The following is a 14,274-nucleotide window of genomic DNA, read 5'->3' as shown; positions in this document are numbered from 1 at the left end:
CGCTCTGGCCCCGAAAATACCGTCACCTGACCCACCGACCGCTCCAAAGCGCACTCTTAAGAGCACGCTTAAGAGCGTTCGCTACCTACCCACGCAAGGCGGCCCCCGCCGGATGGATACGCTCCACCATCTCTGCGAGTGTCTCCAGCATCGCTTCAAACACGCCGGTCGAAACCCAGCGTCGATAGCGCCGGAACACGCTGTTCCATTTGCCATATTCGTCAGGCAGGTGACGCCACTGCGATCCTGTCCGGGCAATCCACATCATACCTTCGAAATACCGCCGATTGTCCTGCGCTGGACGGCAACCACGCCCTCTCTCAGGCGGCAGCAATTGCGAGATTATTGCCCACTCGTCGTCCCTCAAACCAATCCGCTCGCCCAACGCCGCCTCCAAAAGACAGCCTTGAATCAAGCAGCGAGTCCGTTGTCAACCTTTGTCCACGAAACCTAGATCGTTGCGTGTATCACGCAACAATTCTTGTGCAGTGCGGAACGTACCGAAAGACGATTGCGCCAAGCCGCACAGGCCGCTGTCAACGGCATCTCGGCTTAGGGAATTGTATACCACCCCGCGTTATTGGAGACCATGCGCTTCGGAATTGAGAAATTTCTGCTAAAGGCAGCCGGGCCGATAGCTATGGGCGTGGCGTATTGGACGTTTGCCGCGCTCACGCTGCTCACGACGCAGGGTGCGGATAATATTGCGACGCTCTGGCCGGCCAGCGGGGTTTTCACAGCCGCGCTTCTGCTTACCGCACCTGAACGCAAGCCGTTGTTTCTTTTCGCCGGCGCGCTTGCCAGCTTTGCCGCCAACATGCTCAGCGGGGAACCCGCACTGGTGTCACTGGGGCTCACCGTTGCCAATACGGTGGAGGCGATGATCGCATCCAAGCTGATCCTGGATGCATCCCGCAACGTCGACTCGTTCTATACGCCGGCGGCAATCGTCCGATTTGGGGCGGCGTCACTGGTTGCAGCATTAACGAGCGGCCTGATTGCCATGGCAGTTCTTGCCATGTTTGGCCGCGGCGGCTTGAATTCCGCGTTTGTTTCGTGGGTATCGACTGTCAGCCTTGGCATCATGGTCGTTGTTCCGCTGATCCTTAACATCGCATATCAAATGCGTGCCGAAGGACCAAAGTTTTCGAGCTGGAAACTGACCATCGGATCACTTATCGGGCTGATGATAACCACCACGCTGGTGTTTGGGCAATCAACCTATCCCCTGTTGTTCCTGCCGTTGTTTGCGATCGTTTTTGCGACTTATGTTGGCGGACCGAATGCGGCGGCGGTTGGCATTCTGTTGATCGCCATGATCGGCACGATCGCTACCACGGCCGGCGAGGGACCCGTCCATCTGATACAGGATGCCGATCCGCTTGCCTCCGTGATTTTTTTCCAGTTCTATCTGTTCGTGAACATTCTCTCGGCTTTGCCACTTGCGGCGCTTCTCAACGCCCGCGATCGCAATGCCGCGACCATTGCGCGAGACAAGCGCTGGCTGCAGATGTCGGAGAAATTCGCCCGGGTCGGGCACTGGCGTATCGACCTCAGGAAGCAGACGCTGTTCTGGTCGGAAGAAGTCTTCCGCATTCATGGCATAACCAACGGTCAAGCGCCGTCAGTTGATGGGGGTGTCGACTTCTATCATCCCGACGACAGGCCGATGATCCGGCGTCGCGTCGCGGACGCGGTGGCAACAAGGCAGCCGTTCGAATTCGAAGCAAGGTTGATCAGGGCTGATGGCGAAACGCGCTACGTCTTTTCGCGTGGCGAAGTCGAAACCGGTGCGAACGGGCACCCGGTGGCGATCTTCGGCATTTTTCAGGACGTCACCGATCGCGCGCTGGTGACGATCAAGCTCGCCAGCGCCAGGCAGAAAGCGGAAGAGCGCATCGACGATGCCATGCGCCTCGCCATGACCGATCCTCTTACCGGGATTGCCAACCGCCGCCATGCGATGAGCGTGCTTGACCGGGAAGTTCAAGCCGTAAGGCAAGGTCAGCGGCACCTGTCGATCGCCCTGCTGGACATTGACGCGTTCAAGTCGATCAACGACCGGCTTGGGCATGCCGTGGGGGATTTCGTCATCCAGCAGGTTGCCGCGATTTGCGCTGGCAACTTGCGGGACACCGACTTTGTCGGGCGGATCGGCGGTGAGGAATTCGTCGTCATACTTCCGCACGCGGACGGGCCGACGGCGCTGACGATCGCGGAGCGCATCCGCAGCGCGATCGAAAATACGCGTTGGCAGACCGATGGCCTCAATCGCGTGACCGCCAGCATAGGTGTTGCGACCTGGACAAGCGACGACGATACCGACTCGCTGCTGCGCTCTGTCGACAAAGCGCTGTATCAGGCGAAGAACGCCGGCCGCAATCGGCTGCATATGGCTGCCTGAGCAGCCGCTCGGCGCGATTGCAGGATATTAGGCCTGTCCGTCCGATTCTCGCGCTTCGGCACCGCACTCTGTGCCGGCTGGTGAGGACCTGGAACCTGCGTGATCGGGCGTCGTTGTTTGGTCATGACGAACCGAAAGGTTAGCTATCAAGGTGCCGTTCGCGGCATGGCCGACCGCTCGGTTGCCGCCCGCGGGGATACCGTGAACGGCTTTTTTGATCGACTGAGGAAGCCGACCATGGGTGGCGATAGCGAATACGAACCCAACGATTCCAGGAACGTGACGGGTGCCGCGCGCACGCCCGCGGGGCGCTGGAGCGACAACCGGCGAGTCACCGATCATGGCGGCGAATACGAGCCCAAGGATTCGCGCAACGTCACCGGAACAGCGCGTACGCCCGATGGGCGCTGGACCAACGACGGAAAAACGCCGCCCGAGGGCGTGCCCGGCAGCAAGCCGGCGTCTGCCGAAGAGGCTGCCGCCATGCCTGCGGAGACGTAGGGCAAGCGACGTTTGAGGTTAGCGGCTGGCTTACGGGCCTGTCGAAACGGATGCAATTTGCATCGTTCGCAACACCATTCGGAGCTTAAACACGCAGGTGTTGCCAAAGCCCCGAGTCGCCACGTCTTTCCGGGTATTTCCGTCTGGCGAACCCCTGATCGTCTGAAATCGACCTGCGGATCGGTCAAATCGGTCGGGATCGGAAGGCTGTCGCTTGGCAACATGCGGAAAGGGTGAATGACCAATATTTGCATCCCTGACATAAATCTGTTGATTTTGGTCTGACCAGAGCTTACCAGGTGGTCAAAACCAAACTCCATCGATCAGGGGGAAGATATGCAAGGCTACCGCAATTCCGTTTGCCTCAGTGCTGTTGCCGCATCGATAGCACTATTTGCCCAACCCGCCTTTGCACAGGATAAGCCCCCTGCCGAACCGAGCAGCGGCGAGATCATCGTGACGGCGCAAAAGCGTGCCGAAAATATCCAGGCAGTGCCGCTGGCGGTTTCGGTTCTGGCGCCGTCACAGCTTCGCGCGGCCGGGGTGACCCAGTTTCAGGACCTGGGCAGAGTGGCGCCGTCGTTGACAGTGCGGCCCGCCGAACATCCGGTCAATGCCAACATCTCTCTGCGCGGTGTTGGCACGTTCGCTTTCGGCATCGGCGTTGAACCCAGCGTTGCGGTTCTGATCGACGAAGTCCCGCTCGCTTTTCAGGCGCGCGCGTTCACCGATCTTCCCGACGTCCAGCGGATCGAAGTGCTGCGCGGCCCGCAGTCGACGCTTTACGGCAAAGCGGCCTCGGCGGGCCTGATCAACATCATCACCAGCAACCCGACCGACACCCTCAAGGTCCGGGCCAACGTCATGGCCACGACCGACAGCGAATTCGGCGGAAACTTCAGCGTTTCGGGGCCGGCCAGCGATAGCCTGGGCTATGTGGTGTCCGCAAGCTATTCGAAGTGGAAAGGCAACGTCCACAACCTGTTCAACGGCAAGACCGTCAATGGACACGAGGCTTTGAACACGCGCGCCAAGCTGCAGTGGGAGCCGTCGAGCGACGTGAAAGTGATCCTGTCGGCCAACTATGTCAACGGCAACACCACGGTGGGGCGTCCGTTCATCCGCATGGGCGCGGGTGCGTTGCTGCGCAATTCGCCGGGCCTGACGCCGGCGGTGACGATGCCCGGGGTGGTGGCCAGCCTCGATAACCAGAACATCAGCAACAATTATGATGCCCGCACGAAATACGAAGGAGGCGGCGGCTATCTGCGTGGCGAATTCGGCCTGGGCAGCCACACGCTGATCTCGATCACGTCCTATGACAAGTTCCGCCTCGACGACTATCTCGATCATGACGACACTTCGTCGAATTCGCCGACAAACTATGGCAACAATACCCAGGTGGGCGCGTTCAAATCGTCGCAGGTCACGCAGGAACTGCGCCTGCTTTCGCCTGCCAGCAAGCCGTTCCGCTATACCGTGGGCGCCTACTACGGCCACGTGTCTTTCCAGCGGCCGTTCGAGCGCGGCCCTGCCTATGCCCTGGCCCACTGGTTCGCAACGTCGAAATCGACACAGGTCTCCGGTTTCGTGCAAGCGGACTGGGAATTCGTGCCGCATGCGACCCTTACTGGCGGCGGCCGGGTGCAACACGAGGAAATCTCTTACACGTTCCTCGATATCTTGAACGGCAATGCAGCGTTCGCTGGCGGTGCCGAAGATACGGCAGCAACCTGGAAAGCGAGCGTCCGCTATGAATTCACGCCGGATATCAGCCTGTTTGCAACCTATGCCACCGGCTACAAGGGGCAGACGTTCGATCTGACAACCGGGTTCAACGCGGCCCGCGCCGCTGCCGGCCCGATCAAGCCGGAAACGTCGCGCAACCGCGAGATCGGGCTGCGCACGCAGTTCTTCGATCGCAAGGTCACGCTCAATCTCACTTATTTCAACACCGATTACACCAACCTTCAAGCCCAGACGATCGAGGTGATCGGCGGCGTCAACAATTTCCGTTTGACCAATGTTGGCGGTCTCAACACCAAGGGTGTCGAAATCGATTTTGCCGCGCGCCCCACGGGCGATCTCTCGTTCAATGTTTCGGCCGCCTATCTCGATGCCAAATATACATCATACGAACGGGCGCAGTGCTATCCGCTGCAGACCGCGGCCAACGGCTGCGTTGCGGGCTCGCCCAGCTACCAGGTGATGACCGGGCAGCGGGCGATACAGTCGCCCGAATGGAAAGTGACCGCCGGCGCCGAATATGCGCCTTCGCTGGGCGGCAATCTGCGCGGCGTGCTGCAGGGCAATCTGCAATATACGGGCGACCAGAACTATGGCCTGCGTGATCCCGAGCAGTTCCAGAAGGCCTATACCATCGTGAATGCCAGCGTGGGTGTTCGTGACGAGAATCGCCGCTGGGAAGTCACGGCGTTCGTCAACAACGTGTTCGACAAGCAGTATTATCCCGCACTGTTCAATTCGGCCGGGAACTGGGGCGGCAATATTGCGACCCAGGCCCTGCTGCCGCGCGATTTCCGCCGTTACGGGGGGGTACGGGCCAGCCTGGATTTCTGATCCCTCGCGAGTGGGCCGGAAATCCGGGTTTTTCCGGCCCACTCGAATTGGCAAGGTTGCGGAACGCATAAAGGGCGAAACACCATGCGCGTGTTGCTGGTTGCCGGGTTGGCCGGTTTGATCTGTCTGACGCAATCCGTTTCCGCCGGGGCGCAGACGTCGCCAGGGGCCTTGCCGCTGGCCACAGCCGCGAGCGGCCCGCTGCTGGTTTCCGCCGATCTGCGGGAAGGCACCGATCTTTCGGGCGCGTGGCACTATTCGATCGATCCCTATCGCTCGGGCATTCAGGGTTTTCATGGCGAGGCACCGGATCGCGGTCAGCAGCGCTGGCTCGATGTCGATGTGCGCAAGGCGATGGCTGCCGACAACCGGACGCTTTACGAATTCGATCTGGCCCATTCCGCCACGGCCACGCTGCCGGGGTCCTGGCTGGCCGCCGTGCCGGAATTGCGGCACTATCAGGGCCTTGTATGGTACCAGCGGCACTTCGATGTGACGGCCGCGCGCCAGGGGCGCTATTTCCTGCGCTTCGGCGCGGCCAACTATGCCACGGTGGTCTATTTCAACGGACAGCCGGTGGGCCGGCACGAAGGTGGCTTCACCCCGTTCGCTTTCGAAGTATCGCGGCTGCTGCGCGATGGCGACAACCAGATCACGGTTGGGGTGGACTCGCAGGCGACCCCGGCAACGGTGCCGCCGCCGGTTACCGATTGGGAAAATTATGGCGGGATCACCCGCGATATCCGCCTGGTGCGCACGGCCGATACCTATGTCGACGATGCCTGGGTCCGTCTGGCGCCCGACGGGCGGATCGTAGCCGAGGCGCACCTGGATGGACCGAATGCGGCGAACCAGCCGATACGCCTGAACGTGCCGCAACTGCGGCTTGAACTCGCGGGGAAGACCGATGGCCAGGGGAACTGGCGCTCGACCATTGCCGCGCCCAGGGCGCTGGTGCGCTGGTCACCGGAGAAGCCGCAACTCTATGACGTGAGCATCGCCGCCGGCGCCGACATCTGGCGGGATCGCATCGGCTTCCGCACGATCGCGCGCAAGGGTGCGGATATTCTTCTGAACGGCAAACCCGTGTTCCTCCGGGGCATTTCCATGCATGAGGAAGAGATCGGACCAAACCCGGCGCGGATCATCACTCCGGCCGCGGCGCGTGCCCTGCTGGGTGAGATCAGAAACGGGCTTCACGGCAATTACGTCCGCTTGTCGCACTATCCCCATTCCGAAGTGATGACCCGCGCGGCCGACGAGATGGGCCTCCTGGTCTGGAGCGAGGTTCCCGTCTACTGGATGGTTGCCTGGAACAACCCGCAGACCCTGGCCGCTGCGCGTAACATGGTGGCCGAAAACATCCTGCGTGATCGCAACCGGCCATCGGTGATCATCTGGTCGGTGGCCAACGAAACGCCGGTCAGCGATGCGCGCAACAATTTCCTGCGTACGCTTGTTGCCGATGTGCGCCTACTCGATCCCACCCGGCTCGTCAGCGCGGCGCTGCTGGTGGAGCGGGACATGCAGGCACCGGTGCCGACGATGACGATGGCGGATCCTTTGGCAGGCGATCTCGATATCGTCGCGATCAACACTTACAATGGCTGGTACACGTCCGATCGGCTCGACACCCTTCCGGCAAGCGTGTGGCACCTGCCAGCCGACAAGCCGCTGATCCTTTCCGAGTTCGGCGCCGACGCGCGCGCCGGCTTCCACAGCGACGGGGTGCAGAAGTTTTCCGAAGAGTTCCAGGCGCAGTATTATCGCAAGACTCTGGAAATGGCCGATCGTCTGCCAACACTACGGGGCATGTCGCCCTGGATCCTCAAGGATTTCCGCTCGCCACGTCGGCAAAATCCCGATTTCCAGATGGGATGGAACCGCAAGGGGCTGATTTCGGAAACCGGACAGCGCAAGATGGCGTTCGGGGTACTTGCCGATTACTATCAGGCAAGGGCGACGAAAGGCGACAAGTGATCGGGCGTTTCAAGGGGTACATTCTGGCGCTCGGGCTCGTCGGGAGCGCTGGGCCGGCCCTTGCGGCGCCGGGTGACTGGGTCAGGGCAGTGACCGCCATTTCCACCCCTGCGCAGCATGGCGCGATCGATCTGCCGGCCAGCCCGTTGCCGGCCAGCCCGCCGACCGCCAAGGGGCCGCCAGCGACCACGATCACGGAAGGATGGGCACAGCAGAAGCCCGGCCAGCGGATCGTCTACAACGTGGGCACGCCGCAACTCGTCCCGTTCCCCGGCTCGCTGCCGGCGGGAAAGATCGCTCCCGCCGTGCTGCTGGTGCCTGGCGGGGGTTATCAGTTCCTGGCGATGGACAACGAGGGCTATGACGTTGCCCGGCGCCTGGACCGGCTGGGCGTCCGGGTATTCATCGTCAAATACCGCACGACGCCGGTGGCCGGCGGATTTTCCGGTTTTATCGAGGCGATCACCCGAACGTTCGTCAAAGGCGAGCCGCCCGGCATGGATAATCGTGCCCTGGCAGTGGCGGACACCCAGGCCGCGATCCGCATGGTTCGCGCGCATGCGGGGCCATGGCATGTCGACAGCTGCCATATCGGCGTGCTTGGTTTTTCGGCTGGCGCGATAACCGTGCTTGCCGCGCTGCGGGCCAATGCGCCCGATGCGCCGGTCAATTTCGCCGGTGCCGTCTATGGCCCGACGGCGGGCACCGCGGCCGGCGTGCCGTTCAGGGCGCCCCCCTTGTTTGCGGCCATTGCTGCCGACGATCGCTTTTTCAAAAGCCAAGATCTGAGCCTGATCCACGCCTGGAGACAGGCTGGCGGCTCAATCGAATTCCACCTTTACAGCGCCGGTGGCCACGGCTTTGCCTCGCAGCCCAATGGCACGACGAGCGATGCCTGGTTCGACCAGTTCGCCATGTGGCTCAAGGACACGGGCGTCCTTCCTCGCGGTTGAGCTGCAGGTCACCCCGGCAAAAATACAAGCCGATCGCAGCCCAGCACCCGCTCGATCGTCATCGCAGATTCGATGCCATTGATCGTCATGGCGCGGCGTTCATCGGCGGGCAGCACGAATGCTAGCACGGGCGCCGGGGCTGCGCCCGGGCCGGTCCATCGCGCGTCGAGCGCAATGGCGGTTGCGCTGGTCCGGCAGGTAACGGCCCATAGCGGTGCCCGCGCCGGATCGGGCCATGCCGCGCCGATTTCATCGAAAAAGGTCCACCGCGTTTCGGCCGGCTCCGGCGCCGGGAACAGCAGGATGGCGGGGCGGTGCGGGCGCGGTGCAAACCCCGGCGGCGCCATATCCACTAGATGGGCCGACCCCTCGCGCGCCAGGACCGGGGGAAGGCCGGCCAACGGCGCGGGAAAGCAATGAACGCTGCCGCCCTGATAGGCATGCCCGTCGCGCAGGTCGATCCAGCGGGTCCCGATGCCGGGAACATGCGCCGCAACGCTATCGACGCCTGGTTCCATCGCCGGGGCCACCAGCAGATCGGGGCCGAGCAGGTGAGCATCGCCGTCGATCCACGATCCAGGGTCGTTCGGATAACCGAGCCACAGCGGGCGTGTCACGGGCTGATAATCGGCATGGTGGCGCCAGAGCAGATCGTGCAGCAACGGCACAAGCCCCTGCCGCAAGCCCATCATGCCCACGATTGCCGGGGTGACTTCGGGGTACATCCACGGTTCGTTGACAGTCCCGTCGGTATTCCAAGAATGGATGGAAAAGCGCGGGAGCATGATGCCTGCCTGAACCCAGCGCAGCAGCAGTTCGGGCTCCGGCGCCGGGCCGGCAAACCCGCCGATGTCGTGGCCGTTGTTGGAAACCCCCGACAGCGCCATGCCGATCGCCATTTTCTGGTTGAAGCGGATGGTCTTCCATGCGGTGAAGTTGTCGCCGGTCCAGGTCTGCGCATAGCGTTGCATGCCGGCCATGCCGCTTCGCGTGACGACATAGGGGCGCTCTTCAGGCCGGAACGCGATCTGGGCCTGCCGTGAAGCGCGCATCATCAACAGGGTTTGCACCGGCCGATCGCCGGCGGCCGGGCGCGGGGCGCCGAACCCGGCAAAGCGGGCCGCAGGATCCCAGATTTCGTATTCGTTGTTGTCGTTCCAGGTTGCCCTGATGCCAAGCTCGAGGAGTTGCGCGGTAACCTGGTCCCGCCACCATGCGGCGGCGGCGGGATTGGTGAAATCGAGGTAGGAGCCGAGCTCGTCCCAGAACAGGCACTCGACGGGCCGTCCGGCATCGTCGCTGACGAACCAGCCCTGCGCGGCCAGATCGGCATAGCGTGGATGCGACAGCAGCAGCGCGGGCTTGATATTGGGCACCAGCTGCACGCCCGCTTCGGCATAGCTGCGCACGAAACCGGCCGGATCGGGAAACTTGTCCCGGTTCCAGTTGAAGACGTAGCGCTTGTCGTCGATCGAGGTGTAGCCGGACGAAAGATGGAACGAGGTGCAAGGCAGATCGTGCCGTTCCAGCCCGGCAATGAAATCCGCCATGCGCGCCTGAGCGTCGGGCGCATCGGTATAAGTCATGGTCGAGCCCGAATAGCCGACGGCCCAGCGCGGCATCAAGGCCGGGCGGCCGGTCAGCCAGGTGAAGCGGCGCACGACCGTGGCCGCGTCCGGCCCGGCAATCATGTAATAATCGAGATCGCCCGAAGCAGCGCGCATGTAGCGATAGGGCGCGTGATAGTTCGAATGCTCCAACCCGAAATCGAATACCGGATCGGCAAGCGTGTCGTAAAAGGTGCCATAGGCGGCGCCAGCGGCATCGACAGTGAGGATCCAGGGAATCGCTTTGTAAAGCGGATCGTCGCATTCGGCATCATAGCCCATGCAATCGATATTGGTCAGGCGCAGCCGGCGCTTGGCGCGGTCCAGCGGGCCGGAGCGTTCGCCGAGCCCGTAATAGCGCTCTCCCGGATGGCGGCGAAGATAATGGCAGGCGCCTTCGTCCCGCCAGCCGAAGTTGTAGGGCTGGGTCGGGCGGTCTTGTGCCATGGGTTGCCAACCGTCCGCCCCGGCTTGTTCCCAACGGCAGACAAGGCCGACGCGGGCAATGGTCAGGCGCAGGCGGCCGGTGGCCAATGCAATGGTATCCGCATCTTCTCCAAGCGTGAAAGGCGGAGCTTCGAAACCGGCACAGTCCAGGCGGTCGCGGCCGGGCTCGGCCAGATCGTCCGCTCCCGGGGCCACGGCCCAGCTGGGCGGCGAGGTTACCGTGCCGTTGGCTAGAAGGAGAACGCGAATGATGTCCTCTTCCAGCACGAACAGGTGGGCAACCGCCCCGGTGTCGCTCTTCAGCGTCACGCGGGGGCCGTGCCGCTCGCTTATGGCGAAGCGGGGCGGAGCGGAAAGAGTGGCGCGGCGTGTCATCAGGGTTGCGCCGTGATCAGGCGATGCCGGAAAGCAACCAGCCATGCCGCGCCGATCAGATCGAACAGCCCGAGGCAGGCGAACAGCGGTTCAAACCCGATCCGGTCGGCCAGTTGGCCAATGGCGAGCGAGAACAGCAGCCCGCCCGTCCACCCCGCCATGCCGACAAGGCCATTGGCCTTGGCAATGTCGCTTTTGGGAAAGACATCGGCCGACAGCGTGTTGATCAGCACCGAAATGACCTGGTGGGCAAAGCCGCCGATGCCGAGCAGGGCAATCGCGAGGTAGGGGCTGCCGGCCAGGCCCACGCAGCCCGGGGCGATCATCAGCACGGCGCCCAGGCATATCCCGACGATGCGTGAGCCTTCGAGCGTCACCCCCAGCCGCCGCTCGAGCCACGGGGCCAGGTATCCGCCAAGGATGCCGCCCGCGTCGGCCGCCAGAAACGGGACCCAGGCAAACATGGCAATCTGGCCAAGATCCCACCCGCGTTCCCTGGCGAAATAGAGCGGCACCCAGAAGCTGAACGTCTGCCAGGCCGGTTCGGCCAGGAAGCGCGGTACGGCAATTGCCCAGAAGCGCGACGTCGACACGATCTGCCTGATGGTCGTAGCCGAAAGCGTGACCGGGCGCTGGCCCGCCTTTATTTCCGCCAGTTCGGCCGCGCTGACATAGGCTGCCTGTTCGGGCGAACGGTAGAACTTGTACCAGGCGGCCGCGAAAACCAGGCCCAGCGCGCCGGTGAACACGAACGCCGCCTGCCAGCCATAGTGGCGGGCGAGAAGGGCAGTGAGCACCGGCGCGATCACCGCGCCCAGTGCCGTGCCGGCGTTGAACCAGCCTGTGGCGATCGAGCGTTCACGGTCGGGAAACCATTCCCCCACCGCTTTCATGCTGGCCGGAATGACCGATGCTTCGGCCATGCCGAGCAGGCCCCGGAACATCGCCAGCGTCAGCCAGCCACGGGCAAAGCCATGCGCCATGCTGGCAAGCCCCCAGGCCAGCGCGAACAGCGCGAAGCCGGCAGTCAGCCCGATGCGGTCGATCAGCATGCCCCCAATCGGCTGCATCACCGTATAGGCGAGCTGAAAAGCGCCGACGACATAGGAATACTGCTCGGTCGTGATATTCAGCTCGAGCTTGAGCTGGGGCGCCAGCACGCCAAGCGAGTTGCGGGCGATGTAGTTGACGATCGTACCGATCATCACCAGCCCGAGAATGCGAACGCGCACCGAACGCCATGTCATTCCTGGTTCCTCTCCGATGGCAGTCCGGTTGCTCGTCGCCGTTTCCTGGCCGCTTGCCGGCGTTACCAGCTCCACATGGTCCCGTCCTGAAGGCGGGCGACTGGCAGGTATGCCGGCTTGTAGGGGTATCTGGCGGCCAGTTTTTCATCGATGTCCACGCCGTGGCCCGGCGTTTCGCCGCAAAACAGCTCGCCTTTGTCAAAGCGATAATCGTGCGGGAACACGGCATCGGTCTCTTCGGTATGGCGCATGTACTCCTGGATGCCGAAATTGGGCACCCAGGTGTCGAAATGCAGCGCGCAACCCATTGTCACCGGCGAAAGGTCGGTCGCGCCGTGGCAGCCGGTGCGAACCTGATAAAGGCTTGCCAGATCCGCGATGCGCCGCAGGTGAGTGATGCCGCCGGCGCCGACCACGGTCGTGCGGATATAGTCGATAAGCTGGTTCTGGATCAGGTCCTTGGCGTCCCAGATCGTGTTGAAGATCTCGCCCACGGCCAGGGGCGTGACCGTATGCTGGCGCACCAGGCGGAACGCCTCCTGGTTTTCCGCCGGGGTGCAGTCTTCCAGCCAGAACAGCTGATAGGGTTCCAGCATCCTGCCCAGATTGGCCGCTTCCTGCGGGGTATAGCGATGATGCCCATCGTGCAGAAGATGATGATCGAACCCGTAGGTCTTGCGCAGTTCCTCGAACAGCCGGGGGACATGGTTGAGCGCCTTGCGCGTGTCCCATCCCGTCACCGAAGGCAGCGAGGCGTCGGCCGGTTCATAGAACAGCTTGCCGCGTCCCACGCCATAGGCATCCTTGATGCCCGGCACACCTGTCTGCGCGCGGATCGCTTTGTAGCCCATGGCGATATACTGGCCCACGGCGTCGACCGTTTCGGCAATGTCACTGCCGTTGGCATGGCCATAGACCATGACGCCATCCCGGCTGCGGCCGCCAAGCAACTGATAGAGCGGCATTCCGGCCATCTTGGCCTTGATATCCCACAGCGCCATGTCGACCGCGGCGATGGCTCGCATCGTCACGGGGCCGCGCCGCCAATAGGCCCCTTTGTAAAGATACTGCCAGATGTCCTCGATCCGGCGCGGGTCCATGCCGATCAGGCACGGGATGACATGATCCTCCAGATAGCTGACCACCGATTTTTCGCGGCCGTTCAGCGTGCCATCTCCGATTCCGTAGACGCCCTGATCGGTTTCGACCTTGAGCGTCACGAAATTGCGGCCCGGGCAGGTGACGATCACACGGGCGGAAACGATTTTCATGGGATGCAGCCCCCGGTTTGAACTGGTAAGAACAACGATACCGCTTGACCGCTATCATCTGGCCTGTCACTTTGCAAGCAAGTGGTAAGGCCATTTTTTGGAGTTTACGCATGAACGACAGTACGGCCGAACGCAACAGACCCAACCAGGATCGGCTGTATCAGGACCTTGCGCGCAAGCTGATGGCGGAGCTTTCCGGCGGCAGCTATGCTGTGGGCGATCGCCTGCCGGCCGAACGCGAGCTGTCGGTCCAGTACGGCGTGTCACGTCCCACGGTGCGCGAGGCGATCATCGCGCTCGAAGTCCAGGGCCTGGTCGACGTGCGCATCGGTTCGGGTGCTTACGTCAAGCGGTTGCCGGGCAAGAACGACATTCCGGGGTTCAACATCACGGCGATCGAATTGACCGAGGCGCGATTGCTGTTCGAAGCCGAGGCTGCGGCGCTTGCGGCAACCCAGATCAGCGCGGCGGAACTGGTCGAACTTGGCGCACTGGTCGAAGAGATCGACCGCGAAAACCAGTCGCCTCATGGCACGGAGCAGGCCGACCGCGCGTTTCACCTGGCCATTGCCAGGGCGACGCGCAATTCGGCTGTGTTCGAGGCGGTGGAGCGATTGTGGGATCTGCGTGCAACTTCGCCCGAAAGCGCGCTGCTGCACGAAAAAGCGCGTACGGCCAACATCAAGCCGGTGGTCGACGAGCATACCGCGGTTCTCGATGCTTTGCGGGCCAGGGACCCGGGCGCTGCCCGTGCGGCGATGCGCACCCATCTGGCAGCGGTTCTCGAAAGCCTGCTTTTCGCGACCGAGGAAAAAGCGATCGCCGCCGCCCGGCGCGCTGCCCAGGCCAAGCGGGATCGCCTGGCCAGGCTTTCCGCCTGACGGCCAACTTCTGTTTCCCCACCACCTG

Annotated in this window: 10 protein-coding genes; 6 read left to right on the top strand and 4 right to left on the bottom strand. The window is 62.8% G+C overall.

Annotation, left to right across the window (positions count from 1 at the left end; all coding sequences use genetic code 11):
• Positions 1-85: 85 nt before the first annotated feature.
• Positions 86-367 (bottom strand): transposase, encoded by a 282-nt coding sequence (locus tag AC3EDY_RS02300; RefSeq protein ID WP_488570854.1) that lies wholly within the window; start codon positions 365-367, stop codon positions 86-88.
• A 273-nt stretch (positions 368-640) separates the two neighbouring features.
• On the opposite strand from AC3EDY_RS02300, the gene AC3EDY_RS02295 reads away from it, so the two are divergent.
• The 5 genes from AC3EDY_RS02295 to AC3EDY_RS02275 all read left to right on the top strand — a co-directional run bounded on the left by AC3EDY_RS02295 (position 641) and on the right by AC3EDY_RS02275 (position 8,418).
• Positions 641-2,404 (top strand): GGDEF domain-containing protein, encoded by a 1,764-nt coding sequence (locus AC3EDY_RS02295; protein ID WP_488570820.1) that lies wholly within the window; start codon positions 641-643, stop codon positions 2,402-2,404.
• Positions 2,405-2,569: 165 nt separating this feature from the next.
• On the top strand, positions 2,570-2,905 hold the full coding sequence (locus AC3EDY_RS02290; RefSeq protein ID WP_488570819.1) for a hypothetical protein: 336 nt from the start codon (positions 2,570-2,572) through the stop codon (positions 2,903-2,905).
• Positions 2,906-3,361: 456 nt separating this feature from the next.
• Positions 3,362-5,485, top strand: a complete 2,124-nt coding sequence (locus AC3EDY_RS02285; protein WP_488570818.1) for a TonB-dependent receptor — start codon at positions 3,362-3,364, stop codon at positions 5,483-5,485.
• 84 nt (positions 5,486-5,569) lie between these two features.
• Complete coding sequence (locus AC3EDY_RS02280) at positions 5,570-7,465, top strand: glycoside hydrolase family 2 protein (RefSeq protein WP_488570817.1); 1,896 nt, start codon at positions 5,570-5,572, stop codon at positions 7,463-7,465.
• Positions 7,462-8,418, top strand: a complete 957-nt coding sequence (locus tag AC3EDY_RS02275) for an alpha/beta hydrolase (RefSeq protein ID WP_488570816.1) — start codon at positions 7,462-7,464, stop codon at positions 8,416-8,418. Before AC3EDY_RS02280 ends, AC3EDY_RS02275 begins: the two co-directional genes overlap by 4 nt.
• Positions 8,419-8,426: 8 nt before the next feature.
• On the opposite strand, the gene AC3EDY_RS02270 is transcribed toward AC3EDY_RS02275, so the two are convergent.
• The 3 genes from AC3EDY_RS02270 to manD all read right to left on the bottom strand — a co-directional run bounded on the left by AC3EDY_RS02270 (position 8,427) and on the right by manD (position 13,404).
• Positions 8,427-10,847: a glycoside hydrolase family 31 protein gene (locus tag AC3EDY_RS02270; RefSeq protein WP_488570815.1), complete on the bottom strand. Its 2,421-nt coding sequence runs from the start codon at positions 10,845-10,847 to the stop codon at positions 8,427-8,429.
• Positions 10,847-12,094, bottom strand: coding sequence for an MFS transporter (locus AC3EDY_RS02265; protein WP_488570814.1), 1,248 nt, complete (start codon positions 12,092-12,094; stop codon positions 10,847-10,849). Before AC3EDY_RS02265 ends, AC3EDY_RS02270 begins: the two co-directional genes overlap by 1 nt.
• A gap of 62 nt (positions 12,095-12,156) precedes the next feature.
• Positions 12,157-13,404 (bottom strand): D-mannonate dehydratase ManD, encoded by a 1,248-nt coding sequence (manD, locus tag AC3EDY_RS02260; RefSeq protein ID WP_488570853.1) that lies wholly within the window; start codon positions 13,402-13,404, stop codon positions 12,157-12,159.
• A 71-nt stretch (positions 13,405-13,475) separates the two neighbouring features.
• Between manD and AC3EDY_RS02255 the strand changes: the two genes are divergently transcribed.
• Positions 13,476-14,246, top strand: coding sequence for a FadR/GntR family transcriptional regulator (locus AC3EDY_RS02255; protein ID WP_488570813.1), 771 nt, complete (start codon positions 13,476-13,478; stop codon positions 14,244-14,246).
• The last annotated feature ends 28 nt before the right edge of the window (positions 14,247-14,274 follow it).

The organism is Novosphingobium sp. DS6-6 (assembly GCF_057784975.1).
The sequence above is the reverse complement of the archived record's forward strand: the minus strand, read 5'-3'. Positions and strand labels throughout refer to the sequence as shown.